The organism is Providencia sp. PROV156 (genome assembly GCF_028480905.1).
In the GTDB taxonomy this organism is placed as follows: Bacteria; Pseudomonadota; Gammaproteobacteria; order Enterobacterales; family Enterobacteriaceae; genus Providencia; species Providencia hangzhouensis.
This window is the reverse complement of sequence record NZ_JAMPPE010000022.1, coordinates 55,492-81,773: the sequence shown is the minus strand read 5'-3', so window position 1 is coordinate 81,773 and position 26,282 is coordinate 55,492. Positions and strand designations below refer to the sequence as shown.

General features: G+C 41.1%; 26 protein-coding genes and 1 pseudogene. 10 read left to right on the top strand and 17 right to left on the bottom strand.

The genetic code is table 11. The annotated features are described in order from the left end of the window. The 7 genes and pseudogenes from PSF31_RS15835 to PSF31_RS15805 form a co-directional block, all read left to right on the top strand. A pseudogene (locus PSF31_RS15835) lies at positions 1-537 on the top strand (hypothetical protein); the annotation flags it as partial. Between the two features lie 2 nt (positions 538-539). Then, on the top strand, positions 540-2,174 hold the full coding sequence (locus tag PSF31_RS15830) for a hypothetical protein (protein WP_096864938.1): 1,635 nt from the start codon (positions 540-542) through the stop codon (positions 2,172-2,174). An 11-nt stretch (positions 2,175-2,185) separates the two neighbouring features. Further along, entirely contained in the window at positions 2,186-3,187 is a 1,002-nt protein-coding gene (locus PSF31_RS15825) for a hypothetical protein (RefSeq protein WP_096864937.1), read from the top strand. A 14-nt stretch (positions 3,188-3,201) separates the two neighbouring features. After that, the gene (locus tag PSF31_RS15820; protein WP_094961828.1) at positions 3,202-3,471 is read left to right on the top strand and encodes a type VI secretion system PAAR protein; all 270 of its coding nucleotides are present in this window, start codon (positions 3,202-3,204) and stop codon (positions 3,469-3,471) included. Between the two features lie 113 nt (positions 3,472-3,584). Next, complete coding sequence (locus PSF31_RS15815) at positions 3,585-3,959, top strand: hypothetical protein (RefSeq protein ID WP_232062893.1); 375 nt, start codon at positions 3,585-3,587, stop codon at positions 3,957-3,959. After that, positions 3,956-4,867, top strand: coding sequence for a hypothetical protein (locus PSF31_RS15810; RefSeq protein WP_096864936.1), 912 nt, complete (start codon positions 3,956-3,958; stop codon positions 4,865-4,867). The genes PSF31_RS15815 and PSF31_RS15810 overlap by 4 nt, the downstream gene beginning before the upstream one ends. Next, the gene (locus tag PSF31_RS15805) at positions 4,860-5,129 is read left to right on the top strand and encodes a PAAR domain-containing protein (RefSeq protein WP_094962673.1); all 270 of its coding nucleotides are present in this window, start codon (positions 4,860-4,862) and stop codon (positions 5,127-5,129) included. Before PSF31_RS15810 ends, PSF31_RS15805 begins: the two co-directional genes overlap by 8 nt. Positions 5,130-5,330: 201 nt before the next feature. Here the strand turns inward: PSF31_RS15805 and PSF31_RS15800 are convergent, their stop codons facing one another. Both PSF31_RS15800 and yfbV read right to left on the bottom strand, forming a co-directional pair. Next, on the bottom strand, positions 5,331-5,825 hold the full coding sequence (locus tag PSF31_RS15800) for a YfbU family protein (RefSeq protein ID WP_004257356.1): 495 nt from the start codon (positions 5,823-5,825) through the stop codon (positions 5,331-5,333). A gap of 139 nt (positions 5,826-5,964) precedes the next feature. Beyond that, complete coding sequence (gene yfbV, locus PSF31_RS15795) at positions 5,965-6,420, bottom strand: terminus macrodomain insulation protein YfbV (RefSeq protein ID WP_096864935.1); 456 nt, start codon at positions 6,418-6,420, stop codon at positions 5,965-5,967. A gap of 593 nt (positions 6,421-7,013) precedes the next feature. Here yfbV and ackA point away from each other — a divergent pair. Both ackA and pta read left to right on the top strand, forming a co-directional pair. Continuing rightward, the gene (gene ackA, locus PSF31_RS15790; protein WP_094962674.1) at positions 7,014-8,216 is read left to right on the top strand and encodes an acetate kinase; all 1,203 of its coding nucleotides are present in this window, start codon (positions 7,014-7,016) and stop codon (positions 8,214-8,216) included. 87 nt (positions 8,217-8,303) lie between these two features. After that, entirely contained in the window at positions 8,304-10,433 is a 2,130-nt protein-coding gene (gene pta, locus PSF31_RS15785) for a phosphate acetyltransferase (protein WP_153673987.1), read from the top strand. A gap of 62 nt (positions 10,434-10,495) precedes the next feature. Here pta and PSF31_RS15780 read toward each other — a convergent pair whose 3' ends face one another. The 4 genes from PSF31_RS15780 to yfcD all read right to left on the bottom strand — a co-directional run bounded on the left by PSF31_RS15780 (position 10,496) and on the right by yfcD (position 14,168). Beyond that, positions 10,496-11,938 carry a sodium:solute symporter family protein gene (locus PSF31_RS15780; RefSeq protein ID WP_096864934.1) on the bottom strand — a complete coding sequence of 481 codons (1,443 nt, stop codon included), beginning with the start codon at positions 11,936-11,938 and terminating at the stop codon, positions 10,496-10,498. Continuing rightward, complete coding sequence (locus tag PSF31_RS15775) at positions 11,935-12,132, bottom strand: DUF3311 domain-containing protein (RefSeq protein ID WP_004257337.1); 198 nt, start codon at positions 12,130-12,132, stop codon at positions 11,935-11,937. The genes PSF31_RS15780 and PSF31_RS15775 overlap by 4 nt, the downstream gene beginning before the upstream one ends. 10 nt (positions 12,133-12,142) lie before the next feature. Further along, positions 12,143-13,387, bottom strand: coding sequence for a M24 family metallopeptidase (locus tag PSF31_RS15770; protein ID WP_096864933.1), 1,245 nt, complete (start codon positions 13,385-13,387; stop codon positions 12,143-12,145). Positions 13,388-13,625: 238 nt separating this feature from the next. Beyond that, complete coding sequence (gene yfcD, locus PSF31_RS15765) at positions 13,626-14,168, bottom strand: NUDIX hydrolase YfcD (protein WP_004257328.1); 543 nt, start codon at positions 14,166-14,168, stop codon at positions 13,626-13,628. A gap of 312 nt (positions 14,169-14,480) precedes the next feature. Here yfcD and PSF31_RS15760 point away from each other — a divergent pair, with 312 nt between their 5' ends. After that, complete coding sequence (locus PSF31_RS15760) at positions 14,481-15,392, top strand: TIGR01777 family oxidoreductase (protein ID WP_096864932.1); 912 nt, start codon at positions 14,481-14,483, stop codon at positions 15,390-15,392. A gap of 3 nt (positions 15,393-15,395) precedes the next feature. Here PSF31_RS15760 and PSF31_RS15755 read toward each other — a convergent pair whose 3' ends face one another. The 11 genes from PSF31_RS15755 to pdxB form a co-directional block, all read right to left on the bottom strand. Then, the gene (locus PSF31_RS15755; protein ID WP_096864931.1) at positions 15,396-15,968 is read right to left on the bottom strand and encodes a UbiX family flavin prenyltransferase; all 573 of its coding nucleotides are present in this window, start codon (positions 15,966-15,968) and stop codon (positions 15,396-15,398) included. Between the two features lie 174 nt (positions 15,969-16,142). Then, on the bottom strand, positions 16,143-16,967 hold the full coding sequence (locus PSF31_RS15750; protein WP_004257311.1) for a YwqG family protein: 825 nt from the start codon (positions 16,965-16,967) through the stop codon (positions 16,143-16,145). Between the two features lie 292 nt (positions 16,968-17,259). Continuing rightward, the gene (purF, locus tag PSF31_RS15745) at positions 17,260-18,777 is read right to left on the bottom strand and encodes an amidophosphoribosyltransferase (protein ID WP_004257307.1); all 1,518 of its coding nucleotides are present in this window, start codon (positions 18,775-18,777) and stop codon (positions 17,260-17,262) included. A gap of 14 nt (positions 18,778-18,791) precedes the next feature. Further along, positions 18,792-19,295, bottom strand: a complete 504-nt coding sequence (cvpA, locus tag PSF31_RS15740; protein ID WP_004257304.1) for a colicin V production protein — start codon at positions 19,293-19,295, stop codon at positions 18,792-18,794. Positions 19,296-19,474: 179 nt separating this feature from the next. Next, positions 19,475-20,116 carry a cell division protein DedD gene (gene dedD, locus PSF31_RS15735; RefSeq protein ID WP_036957975.1) on the bottom strand — a complete coding sequence of 214 codons (642 nt, stop codon included), beginning with the start codon at positions 20,114-20,116 and terminating at the stop codon, positions 19,475-19,477. Between the two features lie 5 nt (positions 20,117-20,121). Next, positions 20,122-21,411 (bottom strand): bifunctional tetrahydrofolate synthase/dihydrofolate synthase, encoded by a 1,290-nt coding sequence (gene folC / locus PSF31_RS15730; protein ID WP_096864930.1) that lies wholly within the window; start codon positions 21,409-21,411, stop codon positions 20,122-20,124. Further along, positions 21,401-22,372, bottom strand: a complete 972-nt coding sequence (gene accD / locus PSF31_RS15725; protein WP_096864929.1) for an acetyl-CoA carboxylase, carboxyltransferase subunit beta — start codon at positions 22,370-22,372, stop codon at positions 21,401-21,403. The genes folC and accD overlap by 11 nt, the downstream gene beginning before the upstream one ends. A gap of 117 nt (positions 22,373-22,489) precedes the next feature. Beyond that, the gene (locus PSF31_RS15720; protein WP_094962679.1) at positions 22,490-23,176 is read right to left on the bottom strand and encodes a DedA family protein; all 687 of its coding nucleotides are present in this window, start codon (positions 23,174-23,176) and stop codon (positions 22,490-22,492) included. 65 nt (positions 23,177-23,241) lie between these two features. Next, positions 23,242-24,057 carry a tRNA pseudouridine(38-40) synthase TruA gene (gene truA / locus PSF31_RS15715; RefSeq protein WP_096864928.1) on the bottom strand — a complete coding sequence of 272 codons (816 nt, stop codon included), beginning with the start codon at positions 24,055-24,057 and terminating at the stop codon, positions 23,242-23,244. Then, a complete protein-coding gene (locus PSF31_RS15710; RefSeq protein ID WP_096864927.1) occupies positions 24,057-25,067 on the bottom strand; it encodes an aspartate-semialdehyde dehydrogenase in 1,011 nt (336 codons plus the stop codon). The genes truA and PSF31_RS15710 overlap by 1 nt, the downstream gene beginning before the upstream one ends. 76 nt (positions 25,068-25,143) lie before the next feature. Continuing rightward, positions 25,144-26,280, bottom strand: a complete 1,137-nt coding sequence (gene pdxB, locus PSF31_RS15705) for a 4-phosphoerythronate dehydrogenase PdxB (protein WP_096864926.1) — start codon at positions 26,278-26,280, stop codon at positions 25,144-25,146. Positions 26,281-26,282 lie beyond the last annotated feature (2 nt).

Below are 26,282 nucleotides of genomic sequence, written 5' to 3'. Positions count from 1 at the left end.
CTATGGGGAGAGGAAACGGCTTCCCGCTTTGAGCGTGAGCGCCGTGGATTTCCGGATAATGCGAAGCTTGGGGGCAAGCTGATGCGTTTTACCCCCATTCAATATGATGCAGTAAATCTCGTTTTTGAACGCCAATTTTTAGACCAGTTAATTTACTTTTTTATTCACGCCAAAAGTATGAGTTATCAATCACAAATGGATTTTTCATTAGAGGATTGGGTTGTCAGTGCGTTTGAACGACCAGCACCGAGAGCACAAAAAATACAAGAGCGTTATGGTGAAACCACTTGGCGGCAAAATTGGCAATTAGCCAGAGATGTACTTTCATTATGCCAACAATATGGAATTGAAGATAAACACTCTTATCAGTTGTTCTGTTTTTTATTGGTAAGGTACCAAATTTATGGGATTGGTGATATGCCAAAAGAATGGTTAAGTCAGCTATCAAGTGCTGAAGGGGGACCGTCATTTCGAGTAGAAGAATTGGTTAAGCAACAATTAGGTTTTGTTCCTGACTTTTTATTTATGGAGAAATGAGGATGTCTAAATATTCAACAGTTGTTGCAAATGCCTGTCAAACTTGTGGGATACCAGAGCCTTGCTATCAACAATTAAAAATGACAAAAGTTAGTAAAGATGTCGATATCAATGGAGACGTATTATTGCACTGGCGAGGTGAACCGCTACCTTTTTATGGCGAGACAATAATTGATGAAGGTGATGGTGTTGATGTTGAAATTATGCTTAATGGTAAATTACATGAAAAAAATATTCATACAGCCTTTATTTCATCAAACCGAACACAAAAATCAATAAGCATTAATTCACCAACGTCATTTCACGTTACTTATGACGAATATCAGAATACAAGCTTCTTTAACGCCAGTAAACTGATGGATATGTTTTTAGGTGCTTTAGGCCCATTTAGTGCGTTTAAATCACAACAGTATAAAATTCAAGCTATGAACTGTAATGGTGATACACCCACTTGGATGTTTGATGTTAAGCCATCAGTTAAGATTGGTTTCTCACTTGAACTGGAATACGCGTTTGGTGCTGGTAAGAGATCGGATAATGAAAGAAGAAAAGAGCAAGCGGGAAATTTGGTTAATGAAAGAATGAAAGGAAGGCCGGGACAAAATACATTACCTGAAGATTTCAATCGATACCGAAAAGGTTGGACGTTAAGGACAGTTCCATTCTTTAAGTCGGAATCAACATCCTTTAATATTGAATTATATTGTGATATTGCAGGAAATGAATATACATTTACACCGTATGGCGTGTCCAATGAGAAAAAAACGTTACTGGATAGTTTGAGTGGTTTAGCCAAAATTGCTGATATTTTTAATGATTTTCAAGACAAATTTCTTTGTGTTTCAGATAAACGTATTCCAGAGAAAAGTAGTGAATATCCTATATTTGATTTCTCGTTCTTACCCTTAAAGCTTGGCCTAACTTTTTATATTGATAATGTAGCTAAACAAAATGATGCAAAACTTGTGAGCGCCTTACAAGGATCACCTTTTTTTGGGGGCGAAATTAAAATAGATGTATTGCAAATTGCCGCAAGCTATGGAGGTGTTCTGACCAAAAAGTTAGTGAACGCTTTGCAAGATGCGTTGAAAAAAAGAGAAGGCCAAGCCGTTAGCGCTGAATTTAATATTGATCTAGTTTTATCCTGTGAAATTAACTGTTTCATTGGAATGGCTCAATTATCAGGTAGTAATAGCACTGAGTTTTGTATTGATGGAGATAATAATTTTAAAATTACAATTAGTGGCGGCATCAAAGCCCATGCAGAAGCGAATGTATTTTTCATGACAGCATCGTTTAATTTTGAATTAGAATTAAAAACAGCTGCATCAATTGAGCTTGAATCTCATAAAAATGGAATTGACTTAGTTGTTTGCCATGATGGTATTGTTCTAGGGTTAGGGTTGTCAGCTGATATAAAAAAGGAGACAGATGAACAGTCACCTGATGAATTAAATTATTCATCTAGTCCAAAGGATTATGAATTATATGAAATTGCAGATCCACTCAAGTTAGAAGATTCTGATTTAAGATTTAATTTAATTGGCGCAATAAAACAAGTTCCTAAGAGAGAACGTCAGCATATTAGATCTGCTATTCCTCCTGGGGCAAATCCAGGATTTAAACTTAAATACTAGGGGGTGTAAACATGAAAAATATTATTTTATTTATTTTATTTTTTTTAGGAGGGGCTAACATGGTTCATGCGCAGGATAATAATTATACAGTTAGAGCGAGCATTGATGTCGCTTATATGTTTTGTGATTTTAAGGTGAATGGAGTATCGAGCTTTGATAATAGAAGGCAAACTTTTGTTGATAAAGGAATAGTATCTACAAATACTAATGTCCAAATTTTGGCCAAAAATGGTATGAATACAATTGAGATTGAAGTAGCACCATTATCATGGTTTGAACCCAATAAAACAAATAATGACTCTCATTTCTTTAATAAAAATGCATTTTGTAATATCAATATATATCAGACTAATAGTATAACCAATGAGAACCAAAAAATTACAGATGTAAATATATTAATAGGCAAGGATGGTGTTCCTCAGGCATACGTTAATAATAAAGTTGATACTAGTGTTGAGGTGATTTTTTCTTTGTCTAAGAATACAAAGGAAGTATTATTTAACAAAATTAGAAATGTTATTGGGGATTTTGAGTATCCTAAAAACGTTAAATTAACTAAATTTAAAAAGAATATAGAACTTAAAAATATACCAGACTGGATATGGATTAAGTCAGATGATTTTGATGAAAGTAAATTACCAGAATTAAAGCTTGCATATCAAGAATTGTGGGATGCTTTTAATGAAAAAGATATTTCTAAAATTCGCAAGTTAAATTATCATGCAAATGAAGCTTGGGCTTTATCATCAAATTCTACAGAAGAAAAAATATTTGAATCTTATAGTATAACTGAGAGGGTACGAGACCAATCATCAAAAATGATAGAAATTACCTGGGATAACTTTATACCTGTTGTAATGAATGATCGGAAAATGGTAAAGATGATATATAAAGAAGATTTTTCATACTCACCAATAACTATGATTTATTTAAATGATAAAGGTAAAAAATTATTATATAGCTTTTCTCCTATCTTTTCATTTGTTAATGGAAAATTCATTCCAGTCATATAGTCGGGTACTATTATATGCCAAACATTATTCTTATTGGTGATTCTGATACAGGCCATGGTAAACATGGCCCTACCCATGTGATTACAGGTTCATCAACGGTAAAAGTCGATGGTAAAGCGGTTGCTCGGCAAGGAGATGCGTTAGCGCCTCACGGTGGGCATTCAAGAACTATCGTTGGTGGATCAAGTAGTGTATTTATTGATGGTAAGCCTGCGGCCAGAACAGGTGATACAGTAAGTTGCGGTGGCGTATTAATGGGTAATTCAACGGTAAAAATTGGTTAGGCTTTATCAATGTTTGGGCAGAGGATTAATAAATCCTTTTATAATTTATTTTTGATAAACATTAGTTTTACTAGGCTAATTTTCAATGCGGTATTTCGGATGTTGAATATCAATTGGTTGAAAAGAAAGCCTTGTTTGCTTATCCCACGGGAACACCTGTGGCCTCTTTACCCAAACAAAGGGATACGGTAGTCAAACATCGTGGGATTGACTATTTGGCTTCACAGCAAACAAAATTTAATGCGGCGTTTGAGGCAGCTTTGCAAGATGCGTTAGCCTGTACGACACTGCGTGATGGAGAGCTTGTGCTGAGCTTTGAAGTCGAAGCGGGTATTTTTGCAGGTGATCCTCTGGGGCAATCTATCCCATCCATTTATTGGTATTACTTGGTAGACCGTCTAAAAGGCGAGATTGCGCCATTGCGTTACCGAAACGGTGATCCTAATGATAAACTTTATGGCTGTATTGATGAGGAAGGCACCGAATGACGAGTTTATATACGGCAACAAAGCACCCAGAGCAATTAGAAACCACACCATTAATTGCACAAAGTCATCACTACGATGACCCGTTGGAACCTCAAAAGCTGGTGTTTTTAGATGCAGTCAATGAACAGAGTTGTGTGATTAACTCCCCACAGCGAAATAGCCAGCTCACCAACACGATACCTTTTTTTATCGTGCTCTTAGTAATGGCATTTTATACGCTGTTCGGGTTTATTGAAAACCATAAGTCAAATTATTTTACCCTTCAAGATAGGTCTAGCTACTACAATGAAAAATATGGGGTAGATAAGTTACCAAAAGAGTTATCGCGATATTTGCCATATATGAAAGCTAAGGAAATCAGTCTTGGAACATATTTGGTCGATTACTATACTGATAAAATTTATAAAAATGATAAGATTAAGATATTGATGATAATTGGCTGGTTAATTTTTTTCCCCGGCTTTTTGTGGCTATTGGGTTATCTCTCTTTCTTCACTCCTCCGGTTTACCTTATTGCGGATAGGCAAAGAGGAATACTGTATAGCTATGGGATGGGGAAAGTACGTTTAACACGCTATGAAGATGCACAATTCGGCTATGCAGGTAAAATGTTGGCGATTAAACTGTATGGCATTGATGAAAAAACAGGGCAATTGAAAACCATACTTTACAAGCCAAATATCTCACATTACTCCAGTTTCCTGACCAGCACCGATAGTGAAAACCATCGTTTTATCACGTTTCTCAATGCTTATATGCAAGAGGGGCGAGATGCCGTTTCGTCAGTCGATTACCAAGCTCGTAAACCCTTTTTGTTTTTTGGTAAAAACCCCCTTCCTACTGATTTTGAGCAACAGGTCGAACAGATTTTAGCAAAGCTTGATCAGGAGAAAAAACGCAATGCGTAGTCTTGTGAACGGCAGAAAACTCATTTTAAAAAATGATACTACCAATACAGGCGGCACGGTTCTAACGGCTTCTTCTCTCGCCAAGCAAACCCAAGGAGTTGCCTGTGTGGGCGACTCTGTTTATTGTCCTTCATGTAAAAAAACAGGGACTATCGTTGAAGGTGATAGCTTAATGAAAATTAATGGTATCCCTGTTGCGCTAGAAGGTCATAAAGTCGCATGTGGATGTTCTGGGGGCTGTGTGCTTGTTGCTGTAGGCTAAATGTTAATGTGTTTTAACTTGCTCATATAGCTCGCATATCAGTGTCACGTGTTACTGCTTTACTAATGACAAGCAAATATGCTCTAAATATTCACGCTGTAGCTAGGCGACTAGAGAAGATATCTCGGGGAACATACAAATGTACGTGACCCGAGTCGCCGAACGCAGTCAACAGAGCTACAGCGCGAAGAATGACGAGCATTAGGCATTTAAAATTTGGGAGATCTCCACTGCTGATAAATGATACTGCCTTGGACATGCATGCCAAATCGCTAACATACGATTATATTTTTCCCACATTGGCGTTTGTGAGTTAAACCCATGCGTCCCGCTGTCAAAGTGGGTATAACGCCCTTCTGTGTTGACCATAAAACGGACATAGCTCAGATAACGTGCTTCTGTTGCCGCATCAAAACCCAAAAATTGCACACGGCGGCCATCAATATCTTCCTTATTAGCCATGTTGCTATAAGAGACTTGCAGCGCATGGTACATTTCCATGATATCAATAACAGTACGGCAGGTATCTTCACTTAAATGACCAAAGTCTCTGTCTAACTCACGCATTTGTAAACCGAAACCACGTTCAATAATGGTTTGTTGTCGGCGATAACGTTCTGCATTATCGGGGTCAAGCATGGTCATCATTTTATATTGATTAGATAAGATCAAGCGTTGTGCGTTAGTCATTTCCATCAGGGTTCTCCCACTAAAAAGTATGGCTTATCTTCGCATTCAACATCAATCATAGACAGTGAAAACATCGCTTTTATTGATCTAAACACTATTTTTGCATTACTTATTGTTAAATCTACCTTTTAATAGAAATTATCCCTTAGATATCTTCCATAAAGGAACGATCTAGCTGGTTAAATGCACGTTTTAGCAAGTCAGCCAACGCCATATAATCGGGTTGGTGTTCAACTGGTGCCATCGCAATTCCCGCTTCGGTAAATTTATCACGGATCTCATAAAACCAGCTTAGCAAGCTGGATGGCAAAGGTGTCGCCGCACGTTTTCCTAACCACCATAAACCTTGCATTGGCAAACTACAGGCAAAAAGTGCCGTGGCAATGGCAGGTCCCAATTGCCCACCTAACGCGATTTGCCATGCTAATGTAAAAATTGCAATGGGCGGCATAAAGCGAATACCAAAGCGTACCGCCTTGTTAATACGAATTTCGGGGAATATCGGCGACAGTTTTTTCTCCATAGGAAAAGCCTTCAGATAGCGGTTACCTAATCTAAAGCGCTTAAAAAAACTGGGCGGTGTACTTTGCAATGTACTCATGAAACGTTTCCTATCGACTTCTTAAAAACTGAGGCAATAATTTATAAATTACGCATGGTAAAATGATAGCACATTTAAGGTAACGAAATTATTTCATTACATTTACCTTAAGTTAAGTCAATTTACTAAATATCAGCTATTCTAATAGCAACGTAACCCTGTGCTATAACACTACTTTATACGTCACTTATGATTTTAATCAATCAAAGTCCCTATTTTTAAAAAAAACGTATAAAATATAAAATAATTTTAGTAGAATCTGCCACATTTAGAATTGCTGTTGCATTTGTTATTTTTTAGCTTTATCCATCTTCGATACTGAAGATAGACAACAGTTATATATTGGGGTTGTTGATCGTTATTTCAACACTAGGTGCAGAGGTTTACTTTTATAACCTTCTGTAGAAAAGAATAGCGCCTGAGTTATCAACCCCTGAAGATCTCACGATCTTTAACTTTTTTCGCCTTTAACATGATATCAATCATGATGTTTCAGGTCATAAATACGCTAGGCTCTAGCGGTATATTTTTATATCTGAGTCTTTTCATGTTTTTAAAAGGCTTCACAACAACAATTAACGATAGGTATTTCCATGTCAAGTAAGCTGGTACTGGTTCTAAACTGCGGTAGCTCCTCACTGAAATTCGCCATCATCGACCCAACTAATGGCGATGAATTTTTATCTGGATTAGCTGAGTGCTTTAACCTCCCGGAAGCCCGTATTAAGTGGAAAATGGATGGTGCTAAGAAAGAAGCGCCTTTAGGTGCTGGTGCAGCGCATAGCGAAGCATTGGATTTCATTGTTAACACTATTCTTGCTGAAAAACCTGAGCTATCAGAGCAAATCACCTCCATCGGTCACCGTATTGTTCATGGTGGTGAGAAATTTACCTCTTCTGTATTAATCACAGATGAAGTGATTGAAGGCATCGAAGCGGCTATTCCATTCGCGCCATTGCATAACCCTGCTCATCTCATCGGTATTGAAGAAGCAAGAAAATCCTTCCCGCATCTGATCAACAAAAATGTCGCTGTCTTTGATACCGCATTCCATCAGACCATGCCGCAGGAAGCTTATCTGTATGCATTGCCATACGAATTATATTCAGAACATAGTATCCGCCGTTATGGTGCGCACGGTACAAGCCATTACTATGTTTCCCGTGAAGCTGCGAAAAAACTCAACAAACCTGTTGATGAGTTAAATGTTATCACTTGCCACCTAGGCAATGGTGGTTCTGTTACTGCTATTGTTAACGGTAAATGCGTTGACACTTCAATGGGTTTAACGCCATTAGAAGGTCTGGTAATGGGAACACGTAGTGGTGATATCGACCCTGCAATTATTTTCCATTTACATGATTCTTTAGGTATGAGCGTTGAACAAATCAACAAAATGCTGACCAAAGAGTCTGGTTTATTAGGTTTAACTGGCGTAACAAGTGACTGCCGCTATGTTGAAGATAACTACGGCACTAAAGAAGACGCAACTCGCGCAATGGATGTTTTCTGCCATCGTTTGGCGAAATACGTTGGTGCATATAGTGCTCTGATGGAAGGCCGCCTTGATGCTATCATCTTCACGGGTGGTATTGGTGAAAACTCAGCGCAAGTTCGTGAAATTACCTTGAAGAAACTGGCTATCCTTGGTTTCGAATATGACCACGAACGTAACTTAGCGGCGCGCTTCGGTAAAGAAGGTTTAATCACTACCGATAACAGCCGCCCAGCACTGGTTATCGCAACCAATGAAGAGTTGGTTATCGCCCAAGATACTGCGCGTTTAACCGCATAAGCAACTTCTACCGCCAGCAACCTGCTGGCGGTATCGTTTTGTCATTAGAGTAACCGAAATAAAGAGGTTCCCGTGTCCCGTACAATTATGTTAATACCTACTGGCACCAGCGTTGGCTTAACTAGCGTTAGCCTAGGTGTCGTTCGCTCAATGGAACAAAAAGGTGTTCAATTAAGCGTTTTCAAACCTATCGCACAGCCACGCGTCTCTGGCAATAAAGACCAAACCACTGAAGTCCTGCGCTCTCATTCAAGTATTACCACCATTGTTGAACCACTAACAATGGAATACGTAGAATCGCTACTGACCTCTTCCAAAAAAGATGTATTAATGGAAGAAATCGTCGCTCGCTATCATGACCACACAAAAAATGCGGAAGTGATTTTAATTGAAGGTTTAGTGCCAACGCGTAAACATTCATTTGCTCAATCATTAAATTATGAAATTGCCAAAACATTAGGCGCAGAGATTGTTTTCGTCACTGCACCAGGCAACAGTTCAATCACACAAATGCAAGAGCGTTTAGAGTTAGTACGTAACGAATTTGGCGGCCAACGTAATAAAAATATCATCGGCGTTATTATCAATAAGGTGAATGCACCTGTTGATGAACAAGGTCGTACTCGCCCTGACCTATCTGAAATCTTTGATGATTCAACCAAAGCGACTGTGGCTAACCTCGATACTAAGCAACTTTCTGCGCTGAATCTGCCTGTGCTGGCATCCATTCCATGGAACTTTGATTTAATTGCCACCCGTGCAATTGACATGGCAAAACACTTAGGTGCAGAGATTGTTAACGAAGGCGAAATCAAAACTCGTCGTGTTAAATCAGTGACTTTCTGCGCACGCAGCATTCCGCACATGCTTGAACACTTCCGCCCAGGATCATTATTAGTGACCTCAGCGGATCGCCCTGATGTATTAGTTTCTGCCTCACTAGCGGCAATGAACGGGGTTGAAATCGGTGCAGTTCTACTCACTGGTGGTTACAACATCGATGCGCCTATTCGCCAGCTGTGTGAACAAGCTTTCGAAACTGGCCTGCCTGTTTTCATGGTGAAAAGCAATACATGGCAAACATCGCTGAATCTACAAAGCTTTAGCTTAGAAGTCCCAGCTGATGACCATGAACGTATTGAAAAAATTCAAAACTATGTGGCTCGTCATATTAGTAGCGATTGGATTGAATCACTGGTTGCTGACTCAGAACGCCCTAACCGCCTATCACCACCAGCATTCCGTTATCAGTTAACTGAATTAGCACGTAAAGCTGGCAAACGAATCGTTCTTCCTGAAGGCGACGAACCGCGTACAGTTAAAGCTGCATCTATCTGTGCAGAGCGCGGCATTGCAACTTGTGTTCTATTAGGTAACCCAGAAGATATTCGTCGTGTTGCTGCTGCACAAGGTATTGAACTCGGTACTGGTATTGAAATTGTTGACCCAGTTAAAGTACGTGAAGAATACGTTGCTCGCCTCGTTGAATTACGTAAGAGCAAAGGAATGACTGAGGTTGTTGCTCGTGAGCAATTAGAAGATAACGTTGTATTAGGCACATTAATGCTAGAGAAAGGCGAAGTGGATGGCCTAGTTTCTGGTGCTGTTCATACGACGGCAAATACTATCCGTCCACCGTTGCAATTAATTAAAACAGCACCGGGTAGCTCATTAGTTTCTTCTGTGTTCTTTATGTTATTACCAGAACAAGTATTTGTGTACGGTGACTGCGCTATCAACCCAGACCCAACTGCAGAGCAATTATCTGAAATCGCTATCCAATCTGCGGATTCTGCTAAAGCGTTCGGTATCGACCCACGTGTTGCGATGATTTCTTACTCTACAGGCGATTCAGGTGCGGGTAGTGATGTTGAGAAAGTGCGTGAAGCAACGCGTTTAGCACAAGAAAAACGCCCTGATTTAATTATCGATGGTCCATTACAATATGACGCGGCTGTTATGGCGGATGTTGCTAAGTCCAAAGCACCTAATTCACCAGTTGCAGGTAAAGCGACCGTATTTATCTTCCCTGACTTAAATACCGGTAATACCACGTATAAAGCCGTACAACGTTCTGCTGACTTAGTCTCTATTGGTCCAATGCTGCAAGGTATGCGTAAACCAGTCAATGACTTGTCACGCGGTGCATTAGTTGATGACATCGTGTATACCGTTGCGTTAACTGCTATCCAAGCAGTACAAAACGAAAACGCTTAATTCATCTCTTTATGCTAAAAAGCGCTCAACTGAGCGCTTTTTTATTGCCTGATTATTTTTAACTATCTTTTACGCGTAAATAATGAAACCACTACTGCAACAATAATATTCAGAATAAATGCAGCAATACCGATATTCATAAAGCTCAAACTTTCTCCTAACCAAGGGAACAATTGTGCTAAAGAAATTTTCTCTATATAGGTTACCGCAAGGAATAAAACCCCCGCAGAAATTCCACAAATAGCACCCGCAGGTGTCATTGGGTTTTGCTGTTTAAAGCTCATCAGTAAAGCAGGGAAAAACTGCGCGACAATATTGACCCCGAGTAACATAATAGCCACTAAGGTATCATTACTGTGGAAAATAAAATACAAGCTGACCAACGCAACGACAGGTACCATAAAGCGAGCATACACACCAGACTGGCGTTTTTCTTCACTTACTCCCATCGCTTTTTGCACAACTCCCGCTAACATATTAGAAGTGGTTAGCAACAACATCGAACCAGGTACTAATGCGGTTAACATCCCTGCTGCACCAATAAAACCAACCACAATCGGTGAGAAGGTGCTCTTAGATATCTCAAACAGCGATAAATCCACTGCCGCCCCTTCAAGATGTGGAATTTGCAATATGGATGCATAACCAACGAAAAATGCGAATAGCATAATCAAACTGTACGCTGGAATCAGAATACTATTACGTTTCAGTGATTTTTCATCTTTTGCGGTAAACACTGCGGCCATATAATGCGGCCAACAGAAATAGGCAACCACAGATAAGAATATTGTGGAAATATACCAAGGGATATTTAGCCCCGTTTCGGAGAATGTTAAAAAGCTTGGCATCGCGGTATCTATCGCTTTAAACATGTCCCCAAAACTACCGTAATAATGAAGTGGAATATAAATACCGATAAAAACCACCACAATTAAAATCATTAAATCTTTTAGTGCTGATGTCCAAGCTGAGCCATGAATACCTGAAATCATCACAAATAACGTCACTGCGATAATTCCAATCCAAATGGCAATATCTGCTGGAATTGCGCCATAAGACGCTTGAGAAACAATAATGCCTAATCCTTTAAGCTGTAAAACAAATAAAGGCACCATTGCAGCAATAGATATTAAGCTAATTAATAACCCTAACCCCGGGCTTTGATACTTTTTGGTAAATAACTCAGAAATCGTTCTGACATCATTATCTTTTGCAAATCGCCATATCCTTGGGTGCACCCAGTATAAAAAGATCCCCATAAAAGCATTGACTGCCAAGGTATATAGAATTGCAGGGCCTTTACCATAAGCCCAGCCACTCCCGCCAAGGAAGGTAAACGTGGTATATATTTCCCCCGCACTCAGCAAGAAAACTAACAGTGCGCCATAACTACGACCACCGACAGACCACCCTTCATGGTCCATCGTTTTTCCTTTCTTCGCACGAATAGCAAGATAAATACTAAACAGGAAGAAAACAGTAATAATAATTAGCGCGGAGCTCATGATGTTTCCTTAGTATTTTTATTATCTAATATATTGATTAGTAACATAACTAAGGCTGTAACAATCACCCATGAGACAATCCAGAACATTAAAAATGGCAAGCCCATAACAAAAGGCTCTACTTGGTTGGCATAATAGATACCCACGGTTAACGCTAGGATTGGGAAAATAACTAAATAATGATACCACTTCATATTCCGCCCCTTATTCCACTTGCCCGAAAGAAATCAATTCACGAGGCAAATGACTTAACATTTCCACACCGTCTTCAGTAATCAGCAGCATATCTTCAATCATAATACCGCCAACACCAATCCCGTAATAAGGTGTTTCTAAGCTCATTACCATCCCAGCTCGAAATATTTCTGTGGTCGCAGCGCTCACAAAAGGGGCTTCTTCCAGCCCAACGAACACCCCGTCCCCATGGCCTAAGTGCCCACGGTTATAATGGGGCAAACCCGAAGAACGAATGAGTGCCATTGTTTCATTGAAAACATCACTTAATGCCACGCCGGGCGCAACTCGACTTAACATATATTGATGGCCTTTTAAGATAGTTTGATAAATAGCAGCGACTTTTTCATTCGGTTTACCAACCACAAATGTCCGTGCAATATCAGCACCATAACCTGCCACATCAACGCCACAGTCAAATTTAATTAAATCCCCTTCTTTTGCAGGTTGGTCATCAGGGATCATTTTCGGTGAAAAATCACTGCCCACTGAAATTAAATTGAAGCGGCTATAATTTGTCTCTGGGTATTCCATCACTTTCGCTTTAAAAGCGGCGGTTAATTCCGCTGAAGTACAGCCGACTTTGATCAATTTACTCGCAGCAGCAATACCAGCCTCTGTAATTTGTGCTGATTTTCTGAGATGAGCAATTTCCCACGGGCTTTTAATCATGCGTAATTCATTAAATAGCGGCGAAGAATCAACCAAATTTAATTCAGGAATAACCTTATCCAACCATACTTTACCTGTATGTGTAATTTGGTTTAATTCAATTGCAACCGGTTTACAATAAACTCCCGCTTCTGACAACGCCTCCTTGAGTAAATTGAAAATGGTTTCTATTGGGCTATTAATTGGCCTTGCCTTCACCACTTTGCCATTTTCCGGGTTGTAAGGGTCATCAACATCCACCCAAATTGGAAATGTTTTAATCCTTGCGTTAGGCATTTGAAGTGACAAATTTGCCGCTTCAAATTCATTCATAATAACCAATGATTGAATAGAAGGATCACGAAAAATAACCGCAATCGCCGAACCTGTTTGCCTGAAAGTGTACATAAAGAAGCTCGCAAAACCGGTTAAGTGATAAAAGTTATCACCCACGGTTGCGATTAATGCTTCAATCCCTTCACGCTCCATAATCTCACGGGCTTTATTGGTTACGTTCTCAAGGTGTTGTTGTTTCAAAAAAGTATCTTGTTTATCAATTGTCATTTTTATTCTCTCGAAGCGTCATGTATACACCAAGCAGTGCATCATATCGCAAACGATAAATGTTAAGATCTGTCACATTATATCTAGTGTAGAAATGAATACATCGTTTAGCTTGCAAGTTTGTTATAACTAATCGTTATATATTAGCTTGAAATTAACTTTGCTAGAGATTTGATTTTGGGAGAAATAAAGTAAAGGACTAAATAAAATAGCCCTTTAACAATTTTAATCTGATCAACTATGAGTTTTCAGCACAAGTGATGGTTTTTTCTAACTCATTATTCCGAGTCAACCATAAAGAAAGCGCTTTAAGTGAATCCGGCGTAAATTCGTCACAGCGTGCGCTGATCTCTTTAGGGGTCAACCAACTGACCTCAACAACTTCAGATTCTTGTAAAGCAAATGGACCATGGCTCACACAGCTAAACAAACCACCCCATACACGACAATGCGCATCTTCAAAGTAAAAATGGCCATGTTCAGCAAAAGGAACGCCAGCAATACCTAGCTCTTCTTCAGCTTCACGCTTTGCAGAATCAAGAATGTTTTCACCTTGCGTAACCACTCCTCCAGCTGTTGCATCGAGGAAACCGGGGTGAAAATCTTTAATGTCTGTGCGTCGTTGAACCAATATTTTGCCCATTCCGTCATGAACAACAATGTAAGTTGCACGATGACGTAGGTTTTCTGCTCGCATTTGGCTACGTGTTGCCTGAGCAATCACAGTATTGTCTTCATCAACAATATCGACCCATTCAACAACTTCGGTTTGTTGTTCCATCCTGTAAACCTTTTATTTTTAAGCTAAAACTGCTTATATCATTAGACTGATTATTATTTTATGCCTGACAATACCAATCTGCATTGATCCGCACCTATGAAAATGATCCTAGCTGAATTTGTGATTGGTTGCCATCATAAAAAGCACTTCTTATTACAGTGATAATGAAACCGAATTTTTTAAAGGCAGGCTAAGCAAATCATACAAATTGTGTTCACAAATGCTATAGTTAAATCATAACGCTGTAGTTTGTTACTAGGGTAACTAAACGTAAGCAACAACGCTGCGGTTTGAAATATGACGGGGATGGCGATGAAGATACTCATAACAGGCGGCACCGGGCTAATCGGAACACCACTAATCCAAAAACTGATTTCTCTTGAGCATCAGGTTACTGTATTAAGCCGCTCTCCACAAAAAGTTTATAGCCAGTTTTGCAAGGCTGTTGAGTGCTGGACGTCTCTCAATGGTAAAACCCACTTAAATGACTTCGATGCTATCATTAACCTAGCAGGCGAACCTATTGCTGATAAGCGCTGGACAGAGGAACAAAAAAAGTTACTGTGTGATAGCCGTTGGAAGTTAACTCAGCAGCTTAGTGAGTTAATCACAGCCAGTGAAACCCCTCCCCGGGTATTTTTATCGGGCTCTGCTGTCGGCTATTATGGCAATCAGGGCCAATCGGTCGTTACCGAAGACGAACAGCCCCATGATGAATTTACTCACCAACTCACACAGCATTGGGAAGCTTTAGCCGCTAATGCTCAGTCAGAAAAAACTCGCGTTTGTTTATTACGCACTGGCCTTGTGTTATCAGCGAATGGCGGTTTACTTGCCAAAATTCTCCCCATTTTTAAAATGGGTGCAGGTGGGCCAATTGGTGACGGGAAACAATACATGCCGTGGATACATATCAACGATATGGTTCGTGCAATTTGTTTTCTATTAGATAACCCAACGCTTTCTGGCCCCTTTAATATGACCTCACCTTATCCAGTCCATAATGACCTATTTTCCGCCACGTTAGGTGAAGTTATTAATCGTCCTTCATTTGTACGAACGCCCGCTTTTGTGATTAAGGCCATCATGGGGGAATCCGCAGCGCTGGTATTGGGTGGCCAACAGGCGATCCCCAAACGGTTAGAAGAGGCAGGCTTTCAATTTGAACATATCGAGTTAAAAGAAGCACTAACTGACTTACTTATTCCACATACTGATGAGTAAGGGTTATTTCGCCCCCTGCCAACGATTAAATAGGTCTTGTTCCAGTTCGATATCAAACTGATCAAGGATACGATTAACTGTTTGGTCAATAATATCTTGAATAGTTTCAGGCTGGTGATAAAACGCAGGCATGGGAGGCATAATCACGGCTCCCATCTCCGCCGCTTGCACCATCAAACGTAAATGGCCGACGTGCAATGGCGTTTCGCGTACACCTAACACCAATTTTTTACCTTCTTTAAGCACTACATCCGCCGCCCTAGTGACCAACGTATCAGTATAACTGTGAACAATACCTGATAACGTTTTCATGGTGCAAGGCATGATCACCATCCCAGCAGTACGGAACGAACCGGAAGAAATTGCAGCGGCAATATCACGACTGTCATAGTTATGGTCGGCTAACTGTTGAACGTCTTTCACCGTGTAAGTTGTTTCAAGTGCTAATGTTTGACGGGCGGCCGCACTCATCACTAAATGGGTTTCTACACCTTTGAGCGGTTTCAACACTTCAAGCAAGCGGACACCATAAATAGCCCCACTCGCGCCAGTTAACCCAATGATAAGTTTCTTCATTTCCCTACCTAACCACCCTAGCAAACGATAATTGAGCATTATATACGAAATACGCCACGGTTGCAGATGCAAAGAAAGCATTAAAATTAATTAAATAGGCGACTAATAACTCACTCATTATTTTAACCTGTAGCCAACAACGCTACAGGTTAAAAGGTAAAAAGGATTTCTGGATCAGCCGCAATCCCAATTATACACCACACGACTAAAATCACGTTTTTTCAGGTCATCTGGGTGAATAAAGAAATTACCGACTCCCATATCTCCCCACATGATCCCTATTTCATAATCGGTATTTATTTGTAGAAGCAATTCATATTGTTGAATATCTTCTTCGTATTCTCTTGGGTCGGTTTGAGTGAAAAACGGATAGCCGCCGATGCAGTGTGCCCCTGATTCAAACGTATCACTGTAGGGCTCAACCCATTCATCGTAAAAATCTTCCCCTTCAAATTGCTCTTCATAATCATAGAGGTTGTCGACCCCTAATATTTTCTGGCCAAATTGGAAATCATCGATGCTGATGTACTGCTCCGCAGGCGTATATTCAATACTGTATTGATGGTCTATGGGGGTATAGTAGTCATCAGAATGGGCAGCAATCACCGCAGAAAAATCTTGGGTTAATTGCTGAGTATCTTCAATAACCTCTTCCCAATAAATAATACGGAAATCTTCTTGTTTTTGTCGCTGCTCAAAATCAGCCCCATATAAATCATCACCACCAATAAAAAACTGTAAAATCCCCTTTTCAGGGTAATTTTCTAATTTAGGCATTTGTGCAAAATTAATTTGAGCAAGCAACTTGAGTGGCATCCCTTCGCTATTCGTCGGGTATTTTTCATTTAGTGGCAAATACGGCATTCCCCCAACACGACTATCCCATAAAACATAGTCTTCAATAGGGGTTAACGTCATTTCAACAAGCGGTTTTTTAGTGGCTTTGATTTTATCTGCGAAAGGTTTAATCACATCAGGGAGGGAGTTGAAATCAGCCATATATCGCTCCAAATAGGCAGTTAATGTCCCTATAGCCTACTCAATTTTTACGTATTTTAAATCAGATATAACTGTAACTTAGGCCTTCATTTGACGTCATAGTTTTCTTGATATTTTAGGCTACAGATTAAAGATGGGAAAAATCAGAATCACTGTGGATTTTCTATATAGTTAGGGTTACAGCTAGGCGGCTAGCAAAGAGACCCTAGGAGCGTAGAAAACTACGTGACTAGGGCGAATTTGTGAAGCCAACAACGCTGTAGCCCAAACTATGACGAAAATTGACGAAAATTTAGCCTTCGTTATAAATCTCTAGGTCTTCAACCTCACTCTGATCCTTCAACTTTAACTCATCGTCTTTTCGTAAGTTTTCTAGGTAGTCTAAATAACTTTGGTCGATATCTTTGGTCACATAAATGCCATCAAACACGGAACACTCAAATTCTGTAATTTCAGGGTTTTCTTCACGCACCGCGTCGACTAAATCCGTTAAATCTTGGAAAATTAGCCCATCTGCGCCGATAAGTTTGCGAATTTCATCCACTTCGCGCCCGTGTGCAATCAATTCATTTGCATTTGGCATATCAATGCCATATACGTTTGGGAAACGCACTTCGGGTGCCGCTGAGGCAAAGTAAACATTTTTTGCTCCGGCTTCACGCGCAAGCTCAACAATTTGCTCCGATGTTGTTCCGCGTACAATGGAGTCGTCAATAAGTAAGACGTTTTTATCACGAAACTCCGCACGGTTCGCATTAAGCTTACGGCGCACCGATTTACGACGTTCTTGCTGACCCGGCATGATAAATGTACGGCCTACATAGCGGTTTTTCACGAAACCTTGGCGGTATGGTTTATCAAGAATATGCGCGATTTCTAAAGCAATATCACACGATGTTTCTGGAATAGGAATTACCACATCGATATTTAAGTCTTCCCATTCGCGAGCAATTTTAGCGCCCAGTTTTTGCCCCATACGTAACCTTGCGTTATACACAGACACTTTATCAATAAAAGAGTCTTGGCGAGCAAAATAGACATACTCAAAAATACATGGGGTTAATTGTGGGTTATCAGAACATTGGCGTGTAAATAATTGGCCTTTTTCTGTCACATATACCGCTTCGCCAGGCGCCACATCGCGTAAAAACTCGAAACCTAAAGTATCAAGCGCAACACTTTCAGAAGCGACCATATATTCATGTTCACCACTTTCAGTAATGCGGCGCCCTAATACTAACGGACGAATACCGTGAGGATCACGGAAGGCTAACATGCCATGGCCAATAATTAATGCCACACAAGCATACGCACCGCGTAATTTTTTGTGCATCGCGGACACAGCACTGAAAACATTGTCTGGCTCAAGAGGGAAATGGTCAAACCTATCCAGCTCATGGGCTAATACGTTCAGTAATATTTCAGAATCAGAAGTGGTGTTAACATGGCGTCGCGCTGTTTCAAATAAACTCCGAGTGAGTTCATGAGCGTTTGTCAGATTACCATTATGCGCAAGTGTAATACCAAAAGGTGAGTTTACGTAGAAAGGTTGCGCCTCGGAAGCACTTGAGCTACCTGCCGTTGGGTAACGGACGTGCCCTAACCCCATGCAGCCCTGTAATCTCAGCATATGACGTGTTTCAAACACATCTTTAACAAGGCCATTTGCTTTGCGTAAACGAATGTTGTTTTTGCCATCAATAGTGGCAATACCTGCTGCATCTTGCCCACGATGCTGAAGCACCGTGAGAGCATCATAAATTGATTGGTTTACCGGTGTAACACCGGCGATACCGACAATACCGCACATTTAGTCTTTCCTCATCAGCCAGACGGAGAAATGTTCTCCGGTAGGAAACTTGACGCATTTTGCAGGTAGTCAAAAAACCACCTGATTATATGACTGAACTGCGGAATAAGTTCCGAGCGCTGCCAGTCCTCACTTTGAGGTAATGGTGTAAAGGTATCGAGAAAAAACAGCAATGCCGAAACAATCAATACACCACGCAACGCACCGAAGCAGATCCCCAGAACACGATCTGTGCCTGACAACCCCGTTTTTTGTACTAATGAGCTAATCACATAGTTTACGACTGCGCCAACAATCAAAGTGGCAATAAACAGTGCGGCGATAGCAATGCCATTTCTAACCAGCACATCCTCAAAGCGAGTAAAATAGTCAGCTAAATAAGGATAAAACGTACTTGCAACAAAAAAAGCACAGCCCCATGTAACCAGTGAGAGCGCCTCTCGTACAAACCCACGGATCAAGCTAACTAATGCCGAGAAGCCAATAATGGCGATAATTGTGTAATCTATCCAGACCATATTCCATTCCAAAATTCGCACTCGCAACATCAGCGAAGTGCATTCTAACAGAAAACGAAAACGTTTGCGTAACCATTTTTCTATCAAATTAAAAAAAATAGCGGCGAAAAGAAAAAATCATAATCGCCGCAGTAAGTTACTAAATCCCCTTACCTTTTAGGGATTATTTAAATTCTATTTTAAGGTTTATAGCTTTGAATTATCCCTTTTGTTCCCGTAATCCTATTCAGTTCTGGTAAAGCCGCTTCTAGCCTTTGCCTTGAGGCCTCAGGCCCTACGTAAATCCGCGTGAGTTTATTATTCACTGGTTTTGCAGGAACAGTATAAACTTGGTAACCAGACAACCTGAGCTGTGCGACTATCTCCTCAACTTTACTCGCATTGTTCAATGCGATGACTTGCACCACAAATGCTTTGCCTTGTGGCTGAGATTTCGGCTCGGGCTTAGGTTCAGGTTTCGGTTGTGGCTTCGGCTCAACTTTAGGCTCAGGCTTCGGTTCTGGCTTTGTGGGTTCAACTACGCTTGGTGCCGGAGTCGTCGTCGATGGCCGTGTTTCAACCTGTTCGTTTTGCTGCTGCGTAATCGCTTCTGATAACATGGCTTCAGAAGCCCCTTCTGAAGAAGCTGTTGTTGTCGTACTTACAATAGGCGCTATTGCCTCAATGTCTTCTTCATCACCTGGTTTAGGGATAATAGGAATGGCCGCAAATTCATTTTCATTGTATTTCTTATCGCCATCAAGCAGAGCAGGAAGCACAATGACCCCCACTGCAACAAGCACAATGGCGCCAGCAAGTCGATTCTGAAATTTACTAGCCACCGGCACTATCCTTCTTGATTTTCCAATAACATCATAACGTGAGCGACGGTATGAAATGACCCGCACACCACAATCACATCTTGCTCATTAGCATCGACGCAAGCTTGCTGCCACGCTTTTTCTACGCTTTCAAACTGGTTAGCTGTGGGTAAATATTGACTAAGTTGGGCCACATCTGCTCCCCTAAACTCAGTTAATGGCGCAAGGTACCAGTCGGTGACTTGTTGTGATAAACACTCAAGCGTCCCTTTGATATCTTTATCGCCTAGCATCCCTACCACCGCGCGAATGCGACGGTTTTTAGTTTCCGGTAAGGCCGCTAATTTACTGACTAAGTACCCTGCGGCATGGGGATTATGCGCCACATCCAATATCATTAACGGTTTTTCACCAATAATTTGGAAGCGCCCCGGTAATTGAGCAGATTTCAAACCTTGATGAATAGCGGACTCAGTCACTTTTTGGGCAATATCTGCATCAATTTCCAATAAGCAACTCACCACACCCAGCGCTGTTGCTGCGTTCGCTAAAGGTACATTGGGTAACGGTAAATCATGCCATTCACGCTGTGAACTTTTCCATGACCAGCTATTTGCTTGCTCACTGTATTGCCAATCCGTACCACGGCGAAATAGCTGTGTACCTAGCTGCTCAGCCACTTGGGCAATTGAAGCTGGCATGTCCGGTTCACCGACCACTCCATAGTGACCTTTGCGGAAAATACCGGCTTTTTCATAACCAATATGTTCACGGTCTGCACCTAACCAATCTGTATGGTCTAAGGCAATACTGGTGATCGCCGCAATATCCGCATCAACGACATTGGTCGCATCTAACCGACCGCCTAATCCGACTTCTAAAATCACAATATCGAGTTTAGCTTGCTTAAATAACTGTAACGCCGCCAAGGTGCCGTATTCAAAATAGGTGAGCGAAATATCTGCACGTTGTGCTTCAATTGTGGCAAATACTTCACAGAAATCAGACTCAGGGAGCTCTTGGCCTTGAATACGAACGCGTTCGGTATAACGAATAAGGTGCGGTGAACTGTAAACCCCAACTTTTAACCCAGATGCCATAAAAATAGACTCTAGCGTATGGCAAGTTGTCCCTTTTCCGTTGGTCCCAGTGACAGTGATAACTTTAGGTGCAGGTTGCGTTAGGTTCATTTTCCTAGCAACTTGACCGACTCGCTCCAACCCCATATCAATATTTTGACTATGTAAGTCGGTGAGATAAGAAAGCCAAGCCTCCAATGGAGACTTGGCATTAGGAATGATTAGATTACTCATCATCTTTTTTATGCTTTTCAGAATCCTTTTTTGGCTCTTGGGCATCAAGTTCATCAACGGCGTTAATGTCGATTTCAACCGTTTCCGCTACGATGATAGCCGTGTCATTAAAGCTTGGTTTATTGGTTAACATCGCTAACACTTCAGCTAAGCGATCACGCATCTCAGGGCGGCGAACTATCATATCAATCGCGCCTTTCTCAAGTAAGAATTCACTGCGTTGGAAACCTTGCGGTAACTTTTCGCGAACAGTTTGTTCGATAACACGTGGCCCTGCGAAACCAATTAATGCTTTCGGCTCTGCCACATTAATATCCCCTAACATCGCTAAACTTGCAGACACCCCACCCATGGTTGGGTCGGTCAATACAGAGATGTAAGGTAAACCACGTTCTTGCAATTTTGCCAAAGCTGCACTGGTTTTTGCCATCTGCATCAATGATAACAGCGCTTCTTGCATACGCGCACCGCCACTTGAAGAGAAACAAACCAACGGGCAGTTATCTTCCAGAGCTTGCTCCACTGCACGCACGAAACGCGCGCCAACAACAGAGGCCATTGAACCGCCCATAAAAGCGAATTCAAACGCCGCAGCCACCACAGGCATACCTTTCAACGTGCCTTTCATCACGATGATCGCGTCTTTTTCACCTGTTTCTTTTTGCGCAACAGCAATACGGTCTTTATATTTTTTTGAATCTTTGAACTTAAGAATATCTTTTGGCTCAAGTTCACTGCCCAATTCCGTTGTTGAGTTTTCATCAAGGAAGGTTTCTAAGCGCTGACGTGCGTGAATTCGCATATGGTGGTCACATTTTGGACACACGGATAAATTACGCTCTAATTCAGCACCATATAATACTTGCCCGCAGCTATCGCATTTGGTCCAAACCCCTTCAGGGATATTGGCTTTGTGTGATTGGGTCAAGTTACCTTTCTTTAAAATTTTTTCAATCCAGCTCATTAATGGACCTTTTTGTCTGATTCACTCTGGTTATCACCAGTATGTAATTTTTTGCCATTAAACCACAATGATATCTCACTGTAGATAAAAACTTGTTAAACCACCTTACTAAACCGCTTAGTGGTTATCGATTTTTTGCGCTGCCGCACGCTTTTCTTTCGCAGCTATTCGACGATGACGAATAATTTCAACAACACCCGGAAGAATTGAAACAAAGATAATCGCGACTATCAGTAATTTCAAATTCTTTTGTACGAACGGTAATTCACCAAAGAAATAACCCGCATAAGTGAATAATAATACCCAAATAAACGCGCCCGTCACATTATAAAAAGCAAAGTGACGATAAGACATTTTCCCCATTCCTGCAACGAATGGTGCAAAAGTTCTGACTATCGGCACAAAGCGTGCCAGTATAATCGCTTTACCGCCATGTTTTTCATAAAAAGCATGAGTTTTATCTAAATAAACACGACGAAAAATCTTCGAGTCTGGATTTCTGAATAATTTCTCACCAAAAATACGCCCAATTGCGTAGTTTACAGCATCACCAATAATCGCTGCCGTAATCATTAAAGCGACCATTAAATGGACATTCAGGTCATTACTGTCTAATGACGAAATCGCACCCGCAACGAATAATAACGAATCTCCAGGTAAAAATGGTGTGACCACTAACCCTGTTTCACAAAATAGGATCAGAAATAGGATACCATATACCCATGTACCATAATCTCTGACCAGTTCAGCAAGATGGACATCGATGTGTAAAATAAAGTCGATAATAAAAGTGATAAATTCCATAAAATCCTCATTGATAATAGCATCCATGCTATTTACAAAAATTATGAGATAAATAAAAATTCGCTTTACATCAGTTCATCTGCCAGAAAAAGCGGCCCCATCACATTCTGAGGCAACTCAAATTTCTCTGGGTAATCGACACTCACTAAATACAACCCTTCCGCTTTTGCGGTTGCAGCTGCCTTGGTACGGTCTTTTAACTCAAGAAGATGCGCCATCCAATCAATGTTTTGATTGCCACAACCAATCTCCAACAGACTTCCGACAATATTTCTCACCATATGGTGAACAAACGCATTGGCTTTGATATCTACCACCACATAATGACCGTGGCGACTGACATTCACATGCATCACATTACGCCATGGCGACTTCGACTGACACTGGACTGCTCTGAATGAGGTAAAATCACGCTCACCCAATAGCGCCTGTGCCGCTTCATGCATTCTTTTTTCATCGAGTGGATAATGAAAGTGCGTTACGCCACTCGATAAAATTGCTGGCCGATAACGGTGATTAAAAATCACGTAGCGATATCGACGCGCTGTTGCACTAAAGCGTGCATGAAACTCCTCGGCCACCGGTTTACACCAGCGGACAGCAATATCAGAGGGCAAATGCGTATTCGCCCCCATAGTCCAAGCCGCTTCTTTGCGGATGGCAGAGGTTTCGAAATGCACCACTTGCCCTGTAGCATGAACGCCTGCATCTGTGCGCCCTGCGCAAAACACGCTAATTGGCTCCGCTGCAATTTTTGACAAGGCTTCTTCTAAACAACCTTGAATACTTTTCACTTCTTGCTGACGCTGCCAACCAAAATAACGACTGCCGTTGTATTCAATACCTAATGCGATTCGATACAACTGTGTAGGCTCAGACATTAGTAAAACAGCTCCTGAGCCAGTTTTTCTGCTGTTTCTACCGCCATCAGTGCCCCACCGAAACGCACGTTATCAGCCACTGACCAAAATTGTAAAATTTCAGGTATGCCATAGTCATTACGTACACAACCAATGCTTAATTGGTCATTACCTGACGCTTCAGTCACCTGTGTAGGATAATCACCCTCTTCTGAGACCTGAATATCTTCAAAACGTTCAAGTTCTTCGTTCGCTTCTTCTGCACTCATTGGGCGCAAAGTTTCTAAATGAACGACTTGCGCATTCCCATAAAAAACAGGAGATTGAATAAAACTCACCGCCACTGGTAAGCCATCATCTTGCAGCACCTTACGCACTTGCTCAACCAAACGACGTTCGTGAACGACACTACCTTCCATATCCGCCAGTAATGGCAACATATTGAACGCTAATTGCTTACTAAAACGGCCTTCTTCCGCAGGGATACCATTTAATAAACGCGCACTTTGCCCTGCCAGCTCGTCTACGGCGGCTTTACCATAACTAGAAACCGACAACATATTTGTTAAAGTAATACGCCCCACCCCTGCGGCATCCACCAGCGGTTTGATTGCCGTTAATAATTGACTCACAGAGCTGTCTGCCAATGAAATAATATTACGGTTGCGGTAATCGGCTAAGACTTGCGGATTCACATTCGGGACAACCAGTGGCACATCCGGTTCTTGAGCAAATACGCCACTCGTATCGATGACAATGCACCCTTCTTGTGCCGCTAATTCGGCATATTGTAGGCTGACACCTTCATTGGCTGCAAAAAAGGCAATTTGTGCCTGTGACCAATCAAAGTCGGTCACATTTTCAACTTGAATACTTTTACCATTAAAGCGTACGCTCTCCCCTGCACTACGCTCACTGGCAAGTAAATATAATTCGCCGACTGGGAATTCTCTTTCTTGTAACAGTGAAATAATAGCTTCACCTACAGCACCGGTTGCGCCTAATACTGCAATATTCCAACCTTCAGTCATGGCTATTCCTCTAAAAAATAAAAAAATTAAATAACACCAATCGGTGTTATTTAATCAGGTGTTCATTTTAACTAATCTATTTTGTGCAAACTAAACTTGCTGTAAAACCAAGCTCATTGAGTTTTGATGCCGTTTGTTCATCATCACAAATAATTTCAAGGGATGACCATTCACGACGCTCTTGATAATTTTTGCGCAGCTTATCAAATTCACCTTTTACCCCTGCAACGGCTCTTAACACTGCATCATCTCGGCGCACATCATACACGAGATGTACTAACCTTTTGAGCTGGTTTTGCGTTAATTTACCATTGAAAGTCAATTGATTGATATCTGGCTTAGGCAGTAATGATGAAAGAGAAACTTGTGACGATTTGCCGAGAAACTGACAGTAAGCTTCATAAACTTGCGTCGTTCCTCGGGCTTTACCTTCTAGCGTATAGCCTGCAATATGCGGCGTGCCAATATCCACTAATGCTAAAAGTGCCGTATCTAAATCAGGCTCTGGCTCCCACACATCTAAGATAACGCTCAGGTTTTTTCCGCGGTTAAGCACAGATAATAGGGCTTTATTATCAACCACCTCACCCCGACTTGCGTTAATTAAAATGGTACCATCGCGCAATTTTTCTAAATGCGTTTCATCCATTAAATGGAAAGTTTTATATTCCCCTGACATATTCAGCGGAGTATGAAAGGTAATGACATCAGCGTGCTCAAGGATATCATCAAAAGAAACGAATGACTCGTCATCCCCCTTGGCTGCACGTGGCGGATCGCAGAGTAATGTTTTGACTCCCCAAGCCGATAACCTTGCAGCTAAACGCCCTCCGACATTACCGACACCTATGATCCCTACTGTTTTATCACGCAAATCAAAGTTATCACGTTCCGCTAGGAATAATAGTGAAGAAATAACATATTCAACAACCGCTATTGCATTACAACCCGGCGCTGATGAAAAACCAATATTTGCCGCCGATAACCACTCGGTATCAATATGGTCAAAACCGGCTGTCGCGGTTCCAACGAATTTAACTGGCGTATTACCAAGCAGTGATTCATTAACCTTAGTGATAGAACGCACCATTAATGCATCTGCATCAATTAATTCTTGTTCTGGTATAGGACGTCCCGGTACTGCTTTCACTTCACCAAGCTCGCTAAATAAAGTTTGAGCATATGGCATATTCTCATCGACTAAAATTTTCACGC